This is a genomic window from Pseudomonas sp. NFACC16-2 (assembly GCF_900119205.1).
GTDB classification, from domain to species: Bacteria; Pseudomonadota; Gammaproteobacteria; order Pseudomonadales; family Pseudomonadaceae; genus Aquipseudomonas; species Aquipseudomonas fluorescens_Q.
The window spans coordinates 15,375-33,195 of sequence record NZ_FPIX01000030.1; the positions used below are offsets into that span (position 1 = coordinate 15,375).

The 17,821-nt window shown below is 58.5% G+C and carries 17 protein-coding genes and 1 tRNA gene; 11 read left to right on the plus strand and 7 right to left on the minus strand.

What is annotated here, in order from left to right; translation table 11 throughout:
* Positions 1–158: 158 nt before the first annotated feature.
* From BT116_RS21380 to BT116_RS21430, 11 genes are all read left to right on the plus strand, one after another.
* Positions 159–1,214, plus strand: a complete 1,056-nt coding sequence (locus BT116_RS21380) for a maleylacetate reductase (protein ID WP_072347015.1) — start codon at positions 159–161, stop codon at positions 1,212–1,214.
* A gap of 43 nt (positions 1,215–1,257) precedes the next feature.
* Positions 1,258–2,214, plus strand: a complete 957-nt coding sequence (locus BT116_RS21385) for a VOC family protein (protein WP_072347016.1) — start codon at positions 1,258–1,260, stop codon at positions 2,212–2,214.
* Positions 2,215–2,223: 9 nt separating this feature from the next.
* Positions 2,224–2,907 (plus strand): alpha/beta hydrolase, encoded by a 684-nt coding sequence (locus BT116_RS21390; protein WP_072347017.1) that lies wholly within the window; start codon positions 2,224–2,226, stop codon positions 2,905–2,907.
* Positions 2,904–3,692 (plus strand): SDR family NAD(P)-dependent oxidoreductase, encoded by a 789-nt coding sequence (locus BT116_RS21395; RefSeq protein ID WP_072347018.1) that lies wholly within the window; start codon positions 2,904–2,906, stop codon positions 3,690–3,692. Before BT116_RS21390 ends, BT116_RS21395 begins: the two co-directional genes overlap by 4 nt.
* Positions 3,693–3,711: 19 nt before the next feature.
* Entirely contained in the window at positions 3,712–4,620 is a 909-nt protein-coding gene (locus tag BT116_RS21400) for an NAD(P)-dependent oxidoreductase (RefSeq protein ID WP_072347019.1), read from the plus strand.
* Between the two features lie 9 nt (positions 4,621–4,629).
* Positions 4,630–5,019, plus strand: a complete 390-nt coding sequence (locus BT116_RS21405; RefSeq protein ID WP_072347020.1) for a carboxymuconolactone decarboxylase family protein — start codon at positions 4,630–4,632, stop codon at positions 5,017–5,019.
* 137 nt (positions 5,020–5,156) lie between these two features.
* Entirely contained in the window at positions 5,157–5,951 is a 795-nt protein-coding gene (locus BT116_RS21410) for an N-acyl homoserine lactonase family protein (protein ID WP_072347021.1), read from the plus strand.
* Positions 5,952–6,078: 127 nt separating this feature from the next.
* A complete protein-coding gene (locus BT116_RS21415) occupies positions 6,079–8,856 on the plus strand; it encodes a winged helix-turn-helix domain-containing protein (protein ID WP_072347022.1) in 2,778 nt (925 codons plus the stop codon).
* Positions 8,857–8,993: 137 nt separating this feature from the next.
* Complete coding sequence (locus BT116_RS21420; protein WP_072347023.1) at positions 8,994–10,583, plus strand: phytoene desaturase family protein; 1,590 nt, start codon at positions 8,994–8,996, stop codon at positions 10,581–10,583.
* On the plus strand, positions 10,583–10,792 hold the full coding sequence (locus tag BT116_RS21425) for a hypothetical protein (protein ID WP_072347024.1): 210 nt from the start codon (positions 10,583–10,585) through the stop codon (positions 10,790–10,792). The genes BT116_RS21420 and BT116_RS21425 overlap by 1 nt, the downstream gene beginning before the upstream one ends.
* A 9-nt stretch (positions 10,793–10,801) precedes the next feature.
* Positions 10,802–11,173, plus strand: coding sequence for a nuclear transport factor 2 family protein (locus tag BT116_RS21430; protein ID WP_072347025.1), 372 nt, complete (start codon positions 10,802–10,804; stop codon positions 11,171–11,173).
* Between the two features lie 78 nt (positions 11,174–11,251).
* On the opposite strand, the gene BT116_RS21435 is transcribed toward BT116_RS21430, so the two are convergent.
* The 7 genes from BT116_RS21435 to BT116_RS21465 all read right to left on the minus strand — a co-directional run bounded on the left by BT116_RS21435 (position 11,252) and on the right by BT116_RS21465 (position 17,411).
* Positions 11,252–12,382 carry a group II intron maturase-specific domain-containing protein gene (locus BT116_RS21435; protein ID WP_083569175.1) on the minus strand — a complete coding sequence of 377 codons (1,131 nt, stop codon included), beginning with the start codon at positions 12,380–12,382 and terminating at the stop codon, positions 11,252–11,254.
* 499 nt (positions 12,383–12,881) lie between these two features.
* Positions 12,882–12,957: transfer RNA gene (locus BT116_RS21440), tRNA-Gly, on the minus strand.
* 63 nt (positions 12,958–13,020) lie between these two features.
* Positions 13,021–13,581 carry a CDP-diacylglycerol--glycerol-3-phosphate 3-phosphatidyltransferase gene (gene pgsA, locus BT116_RS21445; protein WP_018608070.1) on the minus strand — a complete coding sequence of 187 codons (561 nt, stop codon included), beginning with the start codon at positions 13,579–13,581 and terminating at the stop codon, positions 13,021–13,023.
* Between the two features lie 32 nt (positions 13,582–13,613).
* Complete coding sequence (gene uvrC / locus BT116_RS21450; RefSeq protein WP_072347026.1) at positions 13,614–15,437, minus strand: excinuclease ABC subunit UvrC; 1,824 nt, start codon at positions 15,435–15,437, stop codon at positions 13,614–13,616.
* 2 nt (positions 15,438–15,439) lie between these two features.
* Complete coding sequence (uvrY, locus tag BT116_RS21455; RefSeq protein ID WP_003200277.1) at positions 15,440–16,081, minus strand: response regulator transcription factor GacA; 642 nt, start codon at positions 16,079–16,081, stop codon at positions 15,440–15,442.
* A gap of 126 nt (positions 16,082–16,207) precedes the next feature.
* Entirely contained in the window at positions 16,208–16,642 is a 435-nt protein-coding gene (locus BT116_RS21460; protein ID WP_072347027.1) for a GNAT family N-acetyltransferase, read from the minus strand.
* A 7-nt stretch (positions 16,643–16,649) separates the two neighbouring features.
* Positions 16,650–17,411 (minus strand): carbon-nitrogen hydrolase family protein, encoded by a 762-nt coding sequence (locus tag BT116_RS21465; protein WP_072347028.1) that lies wholly within the window; start codon positions 17,409–17,411, stop codon positions 16,650–16,652.
* Positions 17,412–17,821: the final 410 nt, after the last annotated feature.

Consider the following 17,821-nt stretch of genomic DNA (forward strand, 5'->3'; position numbering starts at 1 on the left):
TGGCGAAGCTCCTATCCAAAGAAAGCTAAACACAGACCGACCTCTGACTATCTTTCGGCAGGTGATTGGTGTGAGGCAGATGCCGGATGCTGATTTCATCATAAAAAGGCGCGCAGGCCAGGCCCCCTCGACTCTGCGCCGTCGAACAGGAGATCCGCATGCAACCCTTTGTCTACAACGCGTTGCCGTCACGCGTCATTTTTGGTGCAGGCACACTCGCTCAGGCCGCGGATGAACTGCGAGCAATGGGTTGTTCCAGAGCCTTGGTGCTGACTACGCCACAGCAGCGTAGCGCCGGCGAGCAATTACTGGAGCAATTGGGCGATCTGGCGGTGGGCGTCTATGCCAACGCCACGATGCACACACCCATCGACGTCACCCGCGACGCCTTGGCGACCGTCGAGCGTTGCCGCGCAGACTGCGTGATCGCCTTGGGTGGCGGCTCGACCATCGGCCTCGGCAAAGCCATTGCACTGAATACTGACCTGCCGCAAATCGTCATCCCGACGACCTATGCCGGCTCCGAAGCAACACCGATTATCGGTCAGACCGAAAACGGCCTGAAGACCACCCAACGCACACTCAAAGTGCTGCCGGAAGTGATCATTTACGACGTCGAGCTGACCCTGTCGCTACCTGCGGAAATGACCGTGACCAGCGGCCTCAACGCCATCGCCCACGCCGTAGAAGCGCTGTATTCAAAAGATGCCAACCCGCTGATCTCGATGCTCGCCGAACAAGGCATTGCCGCCATTGCCTGCGCGCTGCCACGCATTCACCTGAACCCGGGTGACGTTGAAGCGCGCTCCGACGCGCTGTTCGGCGCCTGGGCCTGCGGCACGTGTCTGGGCGCGGTCGGCATGTCGATCCACCACAAACTTTGCCACACCCTTGGTGGCAGCTTCGACCTGCCCCACGCGCAGACCCATACCGTGGTGCTGCCCCACGCGGTGGCCTACAACGCCGAAGCCGCGCCACAAGCCATAGCGCGCATCGCCCGCGCACTTGGAACAGAAAACGCAGCACAAGGCTTGTTCGACCTGGCGAAAAGCCTAGGCGTACCCACCAGCCTTGCACAGATCGGTATGAAACAGAGTGATGTCGCCCGCGCGACTCAAATCGCCTGCGCCTCACCGTATTGGAATCCCCGCCCTATCGAACCTGGCGCCATTGGCGAACTGCTCGCCAACGCGTATGCCGGCAATCGTCCTTGACCCACCGCAGTCGATCGTCAAAAACGACAACAGGAGAACGACCATGGAACTCAACCCGCATATCCTTCGCCACCACCACATCACTTTGAACGTCGGTGGTGCTCAGGAGGACTACGACTTCCACACCAAGGTGCTTGGCCTCAAGAGCGTCAAGAAAACCGGCCTGTACGACGGCACCGACCCGATTTACCACTTCTACTACGGTAATGACATCGGCGAAGAAAGCACACTGATTACCTGCTTCCCGATGCGCCAATCCGGCCGCATGGCTCGTCGCGGCAGTGGCCAGGTCAAAACGCTGGCGTTGTCCGTCCCGGTTTCTTCCCTGGCCTTCTGGGCCAGGCACTTGGAGAACCACGGTTTCAAACCCGAGTTCCATGAGCGTTTCGGCGAACAGCTACTGCATTTTGCCCATCCGTGTGGCATCGAATATGAATTGGTCGGCATTGCGGATGATGATCGTAAACCCTACTCCAACGGTGTGGTGCCTTCGGAGTTCGGTATTCGCGGTACTCACGGCATCACCGTATCGGTACGTGACATGGAGAACTCCGCCGAGTTCATGCACTACGGTTGGAGCGGCAAACTGAAAGACACCGATGGCGCGTTCAGCCGCTATGAAGTGGGCAATGGCGGCTCGGGCGCGATCATCGACTTCCAGCACGAACCCGATCTGGTGCAAGGTTCTTGGGCCTATGGCGAAGGCACCGTGCACCATTGCGCGTTCGAAGTGACCGATCTGGACGTGCAGCGCAGCGTCAAGTTGCACCTTGAAGGGTTGGGTTATACCGACGTGTCCGACCGCAAAGACCGTGGCTATTTCGACTCGGTGTATGTGCGCACACCGGGCGGCGCGCTGTTCGAGGCAACCGTCTCCAAGCCTGAAGGTTTTCTGGTCGATGAGGCCTTCGAAGACCTCGGCAAGACGATCCAGATCCCGCCGCAATTGGGCGCTCGCGCACAAGAGATAGCGGCGTATCTCGAGCCACTGAAATATTGAGGCCGAGTGATGAACGATAACGTCCATCTGAACATGCCTGTCCACGCCTCGGGCCCTGCGCCCGAGGACGTCGGGACAGTGACCCTGCTCATCCATGGCCGGACTCAGGGGCCCGCGGACATGTTCGCCATCGCTGAGCGCCTGGCCCTACCCGGTATGGCTTACCAGGCCGTCGAAGCCTTCGAAAAATCCTGGTACCCGGACAAATTCATGGCGCCGCTGGCCAACAACCAACCGCTGCTCGATCACGCAGTGGCGCGTATTGATCGGTTGATTCATGACCTTGAGGCGCGTGGTATACCGCGCGAACGTATCGCATTGCTTGGTTTTTCCCAAGGTGCTTGCCTGGCCAGTGAATATGTCTATCGATACCCGCAGCGATGGGGCGCGTTGATTGCTTACACCGGCGGACTGATCGGCCCCGAGGGGACTCAATGGGCACTGAACGGCACACTTGCCGATACCCCCGTACTGCTCGCCAACAGCGATGCCGATGCCTGGGTGCCCCTCTCCCGCACTGAACAAACCCTGGAAGTCTTTCGGGCCATGGGGGCCGCGGTTCAGCTGCGGGTTTATCCCGGTTTGGCGCACGAGGTCAACGATGAGGAAATCGCCTTGGGCCGCGCGCTGTTACAACCCTTGCTCAATGGTCCAAGCACTGGCCAGCCAAGCCTGAGCGGAGGTCGCGCATGAGCGTGTTGGCAGGCAAACGTGCGCTGATTACCGGCTCGACCGCCGGGCTTGGCCTGGTCATTGGCGAGTCATTGGCCAGCGTTGGATGTTCGGTTGTCCTGCACGGCCGGGCATCGGTAGAAAGCATGGCCGCGACGTGCTTAACCCTCAGCGATAAGTACGCCACTTCTGTCAGCTACCTCAACGCGGACCTGAGCACCACCGAAGGGGTCACCGAGTTGGTTGAGGACGCAATCAGCACTTTGGGCGGCATCGATATCCTGGTTAACAACGCCGTCACTCGCAGCTTCGCACCCGTGCATGAATTGGGCGTTGAAGATTGGGATAAAGCGTTGGCAGTGAATCTTTCGGCAGTATTCCATGCTGTGCGTCTGGTGCTCCCTGGCATGCGCGAACGGGGTTGGGGTCGAGTTTTCAACATGACCTCGATTTATGGTTCGCGTGGCACACCCAACCGGGTCGACTACGTCACCACAAAAAGCGCCCTTCTGGGGCTGACCCGAGTGGTCGCGCTGGAAAACCTCAACTTCGGCATTACCTGTAACGCAATCTCCCCTGGCTCGACGCTGACCCCATCGATTGCGGTGCGTGTCGAGGCTCTGAAAGAAAGCGAAGGCCTGAGCGATGAAGAGGCCGTACAGCGTTTCCTTGAGGGCAAACAGCCGTCGGGACGTTTCAACCAGGCGGAACATGTGGGAGAACTGATCACTTTTTTGTGTGGCGCCGCCGGCACCGACATCACCGGCACCATGCTGCCGCTGGATGGCGGCTGGCTGGCCAACTGAATAATCACTGGAGTAGATAATGTCAAAACCGAGTATCGGCTTCATCGGTCTGGGAACCATGGGCGAACCCATGGCTGTACGTTTGGCCAAGGCCGGATATGAACTGACTGTATTCGACTTGAACGAGGCCGCAGTCGATCGGCTCAAACAGCACGGGGCACTCCAGGCGACCACTCCAATGGACGTTGCCTCACAAGCCGAAATTGTGTTCGCCAGTCTCCCGACTCCAGATGTCGTTCAGAAGGTTGTGCTGGGTGAAGACGGTGTGATCCAGGGCTCCAAGGTGCGAGTCTTCGTTGACCTCTCCACTACCGGCCCGCGGGTTGCCAAACTGGTCGGTGCAGCACTGGAAAAAAACAACATCATCACCGTCGACTGCCCGGTCAGTGGCGGTGCGGTAGGCGCCCACAAAGGGACCTTGGCTCTGATGGTGTCGTGTCCTGCTGCGACCTGTGACGAGCTTCTGCCCATCCTCGGCAACCTCGGCAAAGTGATTCTCTGTGGCGAAGAACCAGGGCTGGGCCAAACAATGAAACTGGTTAACAACCTGGTTTCGGTCACTGCATTGGCAGTCTCATCCGAAGCATTGGTGATGGGGGTCAAGGCGGGCCTCTCCCCCCAGGTGATGTTGGACGTTTTCAACTCCGGCAGCGGTCGTAACAGCGCCACGTCCGACAAGCTGCCTCGGGCTGTCCTGCCCCGCACCTTTGATTTCGGTTTTTCCACCGCACTGTCGCTCAAAGACACCCGTTTGTGCCTGGACGAAGCCGAAGCCATGGGCATTCCGATGCCCGTCGGCAGCGCCGTTCGCCAGGTACTGAATATGACCCGCGCCGCGTTCGGCGACAACGCAGACTTCACACGCATCGTTTGCCTGATAGAACAATGGGCTGGCGTCGAAGTGCCCGTTTGCCCACCCAGACAATAAGGAATGCACATGAGCAATCAAGCGACGTTCGACAAAGGTTTTGCCAATCGCAAAGCGGTTCTGGGAAGTGCTCACGTTGAGAGGTCATGGGCAGCGGCTGACGACTTCAACAAGCCGATGCAACAACTGGTGACCGAGTACTGCTGGGGTGAGGTTTGGGGGGATGACACCCTCCCCTTCAAAACTCGCAGTATCGTCAACCTGGCGATGCTCACAGCCATGAGCCAGCACCACGAACTGGCGGTTCATGTGAAAGGAGCGTTGACCAACGGCGTGACCAAGGAAGAAATTCGTGCGGTGCTGATGCAGGCAGCCATCTACTGCGGCGTACCGCTGGCGCTGGCCGGTTTCAGAGTCGCGAGTGAAGCGATCAAAGTCTGGGAAAACGAGCACGCCTGAGGCCCTGCCAATGCCGCCCCGATGCACAGCCAGGCTCACTTTACTAAGGTGTCCTGCCGCGATTCGGCGCGCGCATTGGCTGTTCAGCGCGGCTGTGCCCGGTCCGCCGTCCTCCTCAAATAGCCTGAGTGTCCACCATGGATCGCCTGCCAAATTATCAAGTGTTTGCCCTGCGCTATGCTCAGGTCGCCCGCCAACGCCACGAAAACTTCATGGAAACCCATGACGCCCACGACCTGCCAATGCCCATGGATTACTTTATCTGGGTCATCCAGGGAGCGGGCCGCACTGTCCTGGTCGATACCGGCTTCAACCAGGCTGCCGCCGACGCTCGCGGCCGGAAGCTGCTTCGATGCCCGATCAAAGCGCTGGAAGCACTCGACCTGCGCCCCGAAAACATCGCCGACGTCATCATCACCCACATGCATTACGACCATGCCGGCAACGTCGACCTGCTGCCGTACTCGCGCTTTCATCTGCAAGAATCGGAGATGCAATACGCGACGGGTCGCTACATGGCCTACAAGCCACTGCGCAAACCGTTCAATGTTGAAGACGTGGTCAACATCGTGCGCGGCGTCTATCAGGAAAAAGTCGTCTTTCACAAAGGAGATACAACCCTCGCTCCGGGGCTCGAGTTGATCCTTGTCGGTGGGCATACCCAGGGCCTCCAGGCAGTTCGGGTGCACACTCAACGGGGCTGGGTAGTCCTGGCTTCGGACGCCAGCCATTACTACGACAATTTCATCGAAGAGTCGCCGTTCCCGGTAGTCCTGAACGTCGGCGACATGCTCGATGGCTACCGCCGCCTGCTCGCGTTGGCCGAGTCATCCGCGCATTTGGTGCCGGGCCACGATCCTCTGGTCTGCCAGCGCTATCCGGTCCATGGCGATCCGTCTAACGAAATCTTCGCATTGCATCGGACGCAGTAGCGCTGAAGTAGACATAGGCCAGGACCTAAGCGGTAAGATGGCGTGCACCAGATCATTTCCATCGCCAGACCAATGAGATCAACAAGAGGCCGAACCATCGGCCCGTACTTTCTGGAGTTCCGCGACGATGCGCAGCCTTAGCGATAAACCTGTCCGTGAACAACATAATCCACTGCAAATATTTTTGCACTTGTCGAAGCTGCAGCCACCCCATCTCGCGGGGCATTTGATACCCCGGCCGCGCCTGCTGAAGCGGCTCGAAGACGCGGCCCTCATCCCACTCGTGCTGATCCAGTCCCCGCCGGGCTACGGCAAAACCAGCTTGCTCATGCAGTACTACCAGCATCTGTTGGCTGCTGGCAGCTACGTCGCATGGCTCACCATCGACCCCAGCGATCGCGATCTGGCGACCTTCGTCGCCTATCTGAAAGCTGTGTTGGAGCTGGGCGATCAAGATGGGCCGCCGAACGGTCATCTGAGTCGGGGTGGTGAAACCAAACTGAGCGTGGCGTTAAGCAGCCTCCTGAGCATCGTGTCAGGCAAGCCAGACTCGCCCCCCCTGTATCTCTTCCTCGACGAAGTACATCACCTGGCCGGCAGTGATTCAGTCAGGGTGCTGTCGATGTTGATCGAGCATGCCCCGCCCAATTTGCACTTTGTACTCGGGTTTCGCGGCGAGCCCTGTCTCTCCGTTGCCCGGCAACGGATGCACGGACAGGTTTCAGATTTTGGCGTGCGGGATCTGTGTTTCCAAGAGGCTGAAGTTGTCAGCCTTCTTGAAAAGCACGGGGTCGACGCGATTGATGAGAGCCGCATCCAAGCCTTGCATCAACGACTTGAGGGCTGGGTTGGAGGGCTGACGCTTGCCGCCATGCTACTCAAGCGCGATCCCGAGCAAATTCAGGATCTGGCGAACTTCTCTGGAGAACGTCGTCAATTCTCGGACTTCTTCCTGCAAGACGTCCTGGCTCAGCAGCCCGAACACTTGAGCCAGTTTCTGCTGCAGACATCCGTACTGGACCGTCTGACAGCACCGCTGTGCAATGTGCTGACAGAACAACAGAACTGCCAGGACCTGCTGCGCGAATGCGAGAGCCGTGGCCTGTTCTTGATGCCAATGGATGACGACAGGACCTGGTATCGGTATCACCCACTGTTTGCTGAGTTCCTGCGCCGGGAACTACGGCAGAAAAATGAAGGGCAGTTAATGCACCTTCACGCTCAAGCCAGTGATTGGTTTTGCCAGAGCGGCGATCACATGGAAGCGTTCAACCAAGCCATGGCAGGCAAGGACATGCTGCGTGCCGCTGAAATCATGGATACCTACTGTGAAGATATTTTTGGCACTCACGAAAACGCATGGTTATTGGCAGAAAAACTGCCTGGCGAAATCATCAATCGATTCCCCAATATCCTGCTTGCGCTGGTATGGCAGTTGGAACTGCTCTGGCAATTCGAAACCTGCAAAAAATTGATGGGCATTGCCCGCCAACGTATCCAACAGCTGGAGCATGACCAGCTATTGCCTGAGCTTCGTTTGAAGAATTTGCGGCACATACTTGAGCATCGCGAGTTGATGCTGAACATGCTCGGCGACGACATGCCCCAAGTGCAAACACAGGCACAGCGCCTGATAGAAACCTATGACGACGCCCACCCCCTGGTACGTGCCAGCCTTTACACCGCTCTGATGTATGCCCGCCGCGAGCATTACAAACTCGAGGAAGTGGAGCGTTTCAATACCCAGGCTTCGGAATACCTTCAACGCTTGCCGAATGACCTCGGTCAAGTGTTTCACAATGCGATTCTTGGTCCATCCAGGTTAATGGCCGGACGTACTCATGCCGCAATTCAAGCACTGACCACCGCGCTGCGCTCAGCCGAACGGCTGGCGGGACGACGCTCGCCGCTGGCCGCCATGGTCGCGGTTCACCTGGCCAAAGCTCACTATGAACGTGATGAACTCAGTCAGGCACGGGCGCTTCTGGACGAACATCTATCCCAGGCCGGTTATATCGGCTTCGTTGACCAAGCGATCGCCGGCTGGCTGACCCGGGCTCGCCTGGCGATGCTGGACGGCGATAAAGCCGGGGCTTTGCGCATGCTTGACGAAGCCGATGTGTTTGCAACCGAGCATGAATTCGAACGACTTCGCCTTTATACGCTCGCCGAACGGCTCAAATGGTTATTGCGCCAAGGTGAAACGGATGAAGTCATTCGTCTGGGACGCAAGCATGGACTGCGCTGCGAGGCGAGCGACGTCTCGCCTCATACCCGTATCACCACTCGCGACGAGGCCAGAGCCTTAGCTTGGGTCAGAGTCGCCCAAGCTGAAGATCGCCTGCCCGATGCGATCAATCTCGCCAGGCTTTGGCACCGCCATCTTGAAAAAGCTGAAGCGGTCAGGAGCATGGTTCGTTGGGGCATCATCATCGCCCATCTGTCGGTGCTCGCCGCAGACCAGCGTGCAGCGATGAGAATGTTGCGCAAGACAATGTCCTACGCGGCACCCTGTGGTTTCATTCGGGTGTTTCTGGATGAAGGCGCCTGGCTCCAGGGGCTCCTCATCGACCAACTTCAGGACACCGCGCTTGAAGGCGAGCAAAATGACACTTTCGCTGCCGACTTGCTGAACCGACTGCAAGCGGGGCGATCCGGCGCGTCGGCCAACTCGGTAAGCCACCCGCAACCGGAAGGCTCGCCCGTATGCGGCGCGCTGAACAGCCGTGAACTCGACATCCTGGAGATGGTAGCCGTCGGGCTTTTGAACAGGGAAATAGGCATGAAACTCGGCATGACTGAAGGCTCAGTCAAATGGTACCTCCAGCAAATTTACGACAAGATTGGCGTACGCCGCCGTTCCCAGGCCGCTGAACGAGCCCGACAACTGGGCATCTTGAGCTGACTCGAAACAGCCTGTCGGAGCCGTTTCCGACAGGCTTCGCGCTACTCGCTATCGATGGATAGGTGTCACCGTCGTCCCCTCTTCCTAGCATCAAGGCTGAGCTTACCTAGCCTCACAAGAACAATAGGAAGTATGACATGACATCCGCTTACGATATCGTCGCTATCGGCTCCGGCCACAATGGCTTGGTTGCAGCCGCTTACCTGGCTGCGGCCGGAAAAAAAGTGCTGGTACTGGAACGAAACGCCTGGTTTGGTGGAGGTGTAGTGACCCGGGAACTGACGGTGCCTGGCTTCCGTCACGACCAACACTCGGTCGGCCACATTTTTATTCAAGCCAATCCGCTGATTCGCAACGACGAGCTCGGCCTGCTAAGCAAATATGGCTTGAAGTACATTTATCCTGAGGTGCCGCTGATCACCGTATTCGACGACGAAACGACGCTCAGCCTGTACCGCGACCGCCAGAAGAATTATGAAGAATTGGCAAAGTACTCACGCAAGGACGCTGAGGCCTATCTGAAATTCTCCGATATCGCTGCACATTATCTTCCGATGTTGCTGGGTACTTTGTATTCGGCACCCGTGCCAATGGGTGCGCAATTCGCAATGATGGACCAGAGCCAGCCGGGCCGTGAAATGTTCGCCACGATGATGAGAAGCAGTTGGGACATTATCACCGAGTGGTTTGAACACGAAAAAGTACGGCTGCACTTTGCTCGAATGGTTGGGGAAAACCTTGCCAGTCCAGAAGAACTCGGCTCAGGTATCAGTCTGTTCATGTTCCTGGGCTTCATGGAGAAGTACGGCATTGGTATTCCAGTGGGCGGCAGCGGTGCACTGACAGAGTCGCTGATCCGCTGCATTCGCGACCACGGCGGTGAAGTGCTCGCCGATGTCGATGTTGCCAAAATCACTGTTTCCGGTGGTCGCGCACGGTCTGTGCGAACTCATGACGGGCGCGTTTTTGAAGCAACCGACGCCGTGATCGGGGGAATTCACCCGCATCTGTTGCGCGGCTACCTGGACGAAGCGGGGGTCGAACCACAAGTTTTCGAGCGCGCCGAACGAACGCTTAATTCACCCTGCGCATGCATTACGATTCATGCTGCACTCAATGAGAAGCTTCGTTTTGTGGCTGGCGATCACGTGGACAAGGCGGCCTTCATCGAACTTCTGCCAATGAGCCTGCCACGTTTCCGCAGGTCTTTCGACGACGTGCGATATGGCGAACTCCCCAAAGACCCGCTGCTAGCGCTCGCGTCTCCCACCAACATCGATCCGACTCGCGCACCTTCAGGCAAGGCCACGATGCATGCATGGGCGTATGTCCCTTTTCAATTGGAAGGCCGCACCCCTGAATATTGGGACGACTTCAAGGATGAATACGCAGAGCAACTGATTGATCGAATGAGCCCCTATTTCCGCAACCTTGATAGCAACTTGATTATCGACCGCCATATCGATTCGCCACTCGACATGCAACGGACATCACCCAGTTTCCAACGGGGTGATTTGCATGGTATTGCCGGATACCAACATCAGTTCGGTGCTCATCGGCCTACACCTGAACTAGGTCGAAATACAGTACCTGGCGTTGATCGTTTCTACCTCGTCGGCCCATTTCAGCACCCAGGTGGCGGCGTCTTTGGTGCCGGGCGAGCAACGGCCATGCGCATGTTCGATGACTTGAAAATGAACTTCAGCCTATTCAGCAAGGTGGCGTGATGAAACTTTACTCTCCTGATGGTAGCGAACTGATGCAGATCCAATCCCTTGAGCGCGACGGTGACCTGCTGCTGCTCAAAGGTACTGCCTTCGGCGCCATGCCGATTGTTGCCCAGTTGCGTCCCGAAGAAATGCGCGGCGGTTTGCGTTTGCTCAACTTTCGACTTGCCACTTTTCTGATCAGTATGCTGCTGCCGCGGCGCCGGTGAGGTCTTGGAATGGAAAACTCTAAAGACCTCTATGTGGTGTTGCTGTACCTCAAACACATGGAAGCGGGTGACACAGGTGCTGCTCTCAGACTGGCCAGTGATGATGCGACATTCTGGATGCCTGGACCTGGAACGCTTAACAAGGCTCAACTGGAGGCGTTTTTCGAGCAGGTAGGTCCCATGATCAAGAGCATGGTTTTTACATTGCATGGAATCACAGAGCAGGACGGCCGCCTGGCCGTCGAAGCTACGGGTGAGGCGCAACTAAGCAATGGCCAAATTTACACGAACGAATACCACTTCCTGTTTATCGTCAAGGAGGGAAAAATTCAGCTAATGAAGGAATATGCCGATACCGCGCCAGCATCGGTATTCTTCTAGAGATCGAGTAGGAGGCGGATTTGCATCCGCCGTCCTCTCACACCACCGTACGTACGGTTCCGTATACGGCGGTTCAGGTTATGCAGATAAGCCGTTGATCGTATCCAGTATCGAGACCAGTCCGAGCTGATCCCACAGTTTCTTCGGCAACGCCTGATTCATATGCGACGCCCCCGAGTTCCACCATGGGCCTCGGCCATTGAACGCTGACTTGCAGGCCCGCTCTTCTTTGAGCCCCCGGCGCATCAGGTTACGTGCCCTCGTTGAGGGCTGCTTCCATTGACGCCAAAGGATGCATCGAAGTTTGCGTCGTACCCAGCCATCCAGCTCTTCAAGTGCCTTCCTGCTTTGGCTGAGTTTGAAATAGCCTGCCCAGCCACGCAGCATCGGGTTTATCCGCTCGATGACGCCCGCCATCTTTTGGCCCCGCGCTCCGCGCAACAGCTCTCTGAGCCGGTCGCGTAGACGATGCAAGCTCAGGCTCGCCACTTTCATTCTCGGATGTTGGTGCCAGGTCCTCCCATAGCCCAGGTAGTCACAGACCCAAGGCCGCGCCACGCGGCTCTTTTCCCGATTCAGCGTTAGTTTCAAACGCCGCTTGTCTTCGATTTGGCGCTCGACGTAGGCCATCAATACATCGTGGTTAACCCGATCAAAGAACTTTTCCAGATCGAGTTCCACGCACCAACGGTGGCCCGCCGCCACATGGGCGCGGGCTGTTTCGATGGCTTGGTGAGCGCTTCTGTTCGGGCGAAAGCCATAGCTATAGTCCGAAAACAGAGGGTCGAAGATCGGCGTGAGCTGTTGCAGTAGAGCTTGTTGGATCAGTCGATCCACGACACAGGGGATACCCAACCGCCGTGTTCCACCTTTGGGTTTAGGAGTTTCGACGGCGCGCACACCTTGCGGGTGATACTCGCCGGCCAGCAACCGAGCCTTGAGGATCGGCCAATACTGATTCGTGTAGTCCGCCAATTGCTCCACCGTCATGCCATCGGCACCCGGTGCGCCCTTGTTGCTGACCCCCCGTTGATACGCACGCCGCAGGTTGGCGGGTGCAAGCACCCGCTCCATCAGCGTGTCCGGCTCCGCGTTCGTCCACGTCACAGACGCCGCCGATGCCTGCGCACTGCCAGCCGCAAGCCCTGGATTCCGTCCAGCACTTGGGGTTACAGCCCTCTTGTGGAGAGATTTCTGCTTTTCGGACATTCGACGAGACTCTGACGCCTACTGGCGGCATAACCTGTTCGACCCTTCATCGACCCGGTTTCGGTGATTACTACGGCTTCAGCTGACTTCTGCACGCTCATCCCGTCGCCTCTCGACGCTCGGTAGCACACTGGCAAGCGTACAGATCTCCCAGGGTAATTCGCGCGACCTTCCTGCTTATGCCTGTCGGATCTACGTCACAGCATTCCGTGCAAGTACTGGGCTTTAACGATTACGGCCGTCTTACCCCGCTGCGCCGCCTAATCCGCTTCCTGTTCGTCAGGCCAGCATTTTGCCTCGGGCTTCCTTCGGATTCGCAGTCACCCGCGACACCCTTGCCTCTGGCTAACACTTCCCCTTGCCGGGTGTGTAGAGGACTTTCACCTCCAAGTCACCAGCGTGGCCACCACGACCAAGCTGGTTGCGCTTACGCGCAACGCGCCATGCCTGGCGCACGCAAAAAAAAAGCCACTCATCTGAGTGGCTTTTTTCTGAATCTTGGAGCGGGAAACGAGACTCGAACTCGCGACCCCGACCTTGGCAAGGTCGTGCTCTACCAACTGAGCTATTCCCGCGTCTTGGTGTGGCGCATTCTATAGATTCAGATTACGCCGTCAACCCTTTGATTCAAAAAAGTTTTATTTCGGCTCTACATCCGTCCGCAGATGCGGCCAGGCGGCGCGCAGGTATTGGACCATTGACCACAACGTCAGCCCAGCGGAAACCAGCAGCAGCGCATAGCCCAACAGCACCCAGAAGCTGAAGTCCGACGGGTTGGCCAGCAGGATCACCAGCGCGAGCATCTGCGCCGCGGTTTTCCATTTGCCGAGGTTCGACACGGCAACCTGGGCACGAGCGCCCAGTTCAGCCATCCATTCACGGAGCGCCGAGACGACGATTTCGCGCCCAATGATCACCGCCGCCGGCAAGGTGAGCCAAAGGTTGCCATGTTCCTGCACCAGCAGCACCAGGGCCACCGCGACCATCAGCTTGTCGGCCACCGGGTCGAGAAAGGCACCGAACGGCGTGCTCTGCTCAAGGCGTCGGGCCAGGTAACCATCCAGCCAGTCCGTCGCGGCGGCGAAGGCGAAGACCGAGGCGGAGGCCACGTAGCTCCAGTGGTACGGCAAATAGAACAGCAATATGAAGATCGGGATGAGCAGGACGCGTAGAACGGTAATCAGGTTTGGGATATTCATCGGCACAACTGGCTACGAGGTTGACGGGCATTCTACTCGCTATGCAGGTTTGCATAAATCGACTCTGCGAGCTTTTTACTGATACCGGGTGCTTTGGCTATCTCCTCGATGCTGGCACGAGACAGTTCCTGCAATCCACCAAAATGTTTCAACAAGTCGCGGCGTCGCATCGGGCCGACGCCTGCCACACCTTCCAGTGTAGACGTCCGGCGCGTCTTGCCACGGCGGGCACGGTGTCCGGTGATGGCGAAACGGTGGGCTTCGTCGCGAATCTGTTGGATCAGGTGCAGCGCTGGCGAATCGCCCTTGAGGGTGAATTCATGGGCCGCATCGTTCAGGTACAAGGTCTCGAAACCGGCCTTGCGCGTCGCGCCCTTGGCCACGCCCAGCAGGATCAGGTCCGGGACCATCAACTCATTGAGCACATCGCGGGCCATGGACAACTGGCCTTTGCCGCCGTCCACCAGGAGGATGTCCGGCAACTTGCCCTCCCCGTCCTTCAGCTTGCCGAAGCGCCGCATCAACGCCTGATGCATCGCCGCATAGTCATCGCCCGGCGTGACGCCTTCGATGTTGTAACGGCGGTAGTCGGACTTGATCGGGCCTTCCGGACCGAACACCACGCAGGACGCCACGGTCGCCTCGCCGCTGGAATGGCTGATGTCGTAGCACTCCAGCCGCTGCGGCGGCTCGTCCAGGTTCAGCACTTCGGCCAGGGCATCGAACCGCGCCGCCACGTGTTGGCGGTTGGCCAGGCGCGCGCCCAGGGCCTGTTCGGCGTTGGTCACGGCCAGTTGTTGCCAACGGGCGCGGGTGCCGCGAACACGGTGGCTGATGGTCAGTTCACGACCGCGGAGCTTGTCGATGGCTTCGATCAGGGCCGGGAAATCTTCATGGACCACGTTGACGATCAACTCGGCAGGCAAGTCGCGTTCCGGACTGCTGATGTAGTACTGGCCCAGAAACGCCGCCATGACCTCGGACACGTCTTCTTCGATGCCCACTTGAGGAAAGAAGTTCTTGCTGCCCAGCACCCGACCGCCGCGCACACTGATCAAGTGCACGCAGGCGCCGCCCGGGTTGATGAACGCGGCAACCACATCGACATCGCCACTGCCGCCTTCCATGCTTTGCTGGTCTTGCACGCGGCGCAGCAGGCCGATCTGGTCGCGCAGCTCGGCGGCCCGTTCGAATTCAAGGTTGACCGCCGCGTCCTCCATGGCTGCTGATAGCTCGTCGGTCAGCGCATTGCTGCGGCCCTCCAGGAACATCACCGAGTGACGCACGTCCTCGGCGTAGACCTGCGGCTCGACAAACCCCACGCAAGGCGCCTTGCAGCGCTTGATCTGGTACTGCAGGCAGGGCCGGGTGCGATTTTTGTAGTAGCTGTCTTCACATTGGCGAACGAAGAAGGTCTTCTGCAGCAGGCTGAGGCTTTCACGAATCGCCCCGGCGCTGGGATAAGGGCCGAAATACCTGCCCTTGGCCTTCTTGGCGCCCCGATGAATGCTCAGGCGCGGAAACGCCCCGTCGGACAGAAACACGTAGGGGTAGGATTTGTCGTCGCGCAACAGGATGTTGTACGGCGGGCGCCATTCCTTGATCAGCGTCTGTTCGAGCAGCAGGGCCTCGGTTTCATTGGCGGTGATCGTCGTTTCGATTTGCGCGATGCGCCCCACCAGGGCAGAGGTCTTCGGGGCCAGGCCGGTCTTGCGAAAGTAGCTGGCCAGGCGTTTCTTGAGGTTCTTGGCCTTGCCGACATAAAGCAGGCGCGCCTCGCTGTCGAACATGCGGTACACGCCGGGGCGACCGCTGCAGGTGGAGAGGAACGCGCTGGGATCAAACAATTCAGTCATTTTCAGGCGCTGGCATCGACCATGCCGTGGCGCACCGCCAACAGTGTCAATTCGACGTCACTGCTGATCGAAAGCTTCTCGAAGATACGGTATCGGTAGGTGTTGACGGTTTTGGGGGACAGGCACAGCTTGTCGGAGATGATCTGTACCTTCTGGCAACCAACAATCATCAGGGCAATCTGGATTTCCCGTTCCGACAGCGCATCGAAAGGCGAATCATTGGTCGGCTGGAACGACTTGATCGCCAACTGCTGGGCGATTTGCGGGCTGATGTAGCGTTGCCCGGCAAAAACCAGACGAATGGCCTGGACCATTTCGTTCAAGCCAGCGCCCTTGGTAAGGTAGCCCGCCGCGCCCGCTTGCAACAGCCGGGTGGGGAATGGGTCCTCTTCGCAGACGGTTACCGCGACCACCTTGATGTCCGGGTGACTGCGCAGCAGTTTGCGCGTGGCCTCAAGGCCGCCGATGCCAGGCATCTTGACGTCCATCAACACCACGTCGGGCTTCAATTCGCGCGCTTTGATCAGGGATTCTTCCCCGGACTCAGCTTGGCCAACTACCTGCAGGCCATCGATGTCAGCCAGCATTCGTGTAATGCCCGTACGGACGAGATCATGGTCATCGACCACTAACACCCTAATCAAGCAGACACCTCACGATTTGGTCTTATTTGGGTTGCACAACACCTTAGCAAAAAGCGTCCGGCAGACCTAGCGCAAAGGAACAGATAAAAGTTACAACACATCTTTATTGGCACAACGTCCGAGGCTTCAAGCACCGGCGTCTCGCTGCATCCTCAGGAAATATTCGTCTTCGCCCACGACGCGCAGGCCCATGCGTTCGTACAACGCCCTGGCCGGATTTTCCTTGAACACCGTCAGGCGCAGCGCCGGGCGACGCTCCAGGCCCACGAGGTCCCAAACCTGTCCGATCGCCCAGGTTCCGGCGCCCTGCCCGCGAAACGCCTCGTCGATCTGCAGCTCCCGGATATACAACGCCCGGGCATCACGACTGAGACTGACAAAGCCCAGTGCCTGGCCAGCACGACTGATTATCCAGTTCTGGCGAATGATCCAGGCCAAGTCGAACGCTTCATCCTGCCAGAGCAAATCATGCTTGAGGTAATAAGCAAGCATGTTGTCGCAGGTCAGCTGCCGGGCGAAGTCAATGTCCCCTGCCGTTGCCGCACGCCACTCGAAGCTCATGAACACCTCATCCAAGCACTGCCACCGGCACGACTTGTCCTGCCCAGCTGTTGACTTCGCGTCGGGCGATCACCAACAGCTCGCCAGCGCCGGGCGCTGCCGCGAGCAGCGAACCGTCCGGCCCCCAGATGGCACTGCGACCAGCCGATTCCCAGCCTCCGGTGGCGCCGCCATGATTGGCCATCAGCACGGTCATGGCATGCTGCCGGGCATATCCTTGCAGCAATGCCGTATCGGACACGTAGCCAGCCTCGGTGATCAACACCCCCGCCGCATAAAGCGTAGCGCCCTGCCCAGCTACCGCGGCAGAATGGCTGGCGTGGGAAAAATCGGCGCATACCGCCAGGGCGATGCAATCCTGCCCCATTGTCAGCATCGAGCCACCATGCCCCGGGGCGAAGGCAACTTCTTCCCCCGGGTGCAGATGCTGCTTGCTGTAGACCCCGAGGGAGCCGTCGGCACCGAAGACCAGCGCGCCGATCAACACCGAGGCGTCCGCCGACAGGCGAATCGGCATGCCCACCACCGCTGTCAGGCCGAGCTCGCGGGCCAGGTCGCGCAGCGGTTGCAATATGGCATTCTCTGGCAGGATGGCCAGATCCGCCGCCAGGCCGCCTTCGTAGCCGGTGAGTGACAGCTCAGGAAACACTAGCAACTGCACACCCTGTTCAGCAGCCGCCTGCATGAAATGCTGATGACGCAGGAGGTTGGCGCGTACATCCCCCGCGATGGAGATCGACTGGGCGGCGGCGAAGGCTGGAGCGGTCATGGATCATCCTTGGGAGGCGCTGCAAACCTGAAGTTTGTCATAAAGCCCAGCGGACTCAAGCCGGGACGAACAATTGCATGCCCTCGATAGAATTTTCTGATTGAACCGCCGCCCCGCCCTCTAGTAAGCTCAGGGCCATTCATCGGAGACAGACCATGTTCAACGCCCTCTCATCGCTTCAAACCGCCAGCGCCCCGCGCTCGGTTGCGGCTGCCTGGGCGAACAGTGTTCAAACTCCGGTCAGCTTTTATTTTGGGTATTGGTTTAGCCACTGGCGCGCCTGATACCCAACCGGCGCCCACTTTAAACGGGTCGCCTTCCAGAGTTTTCCAAACCCCCGGTCGGCCTCCCGACCGGGGGTTTTGTTTTTTCAGGCCCCACACATTTGCGACACCAGACAACTTGAGGAT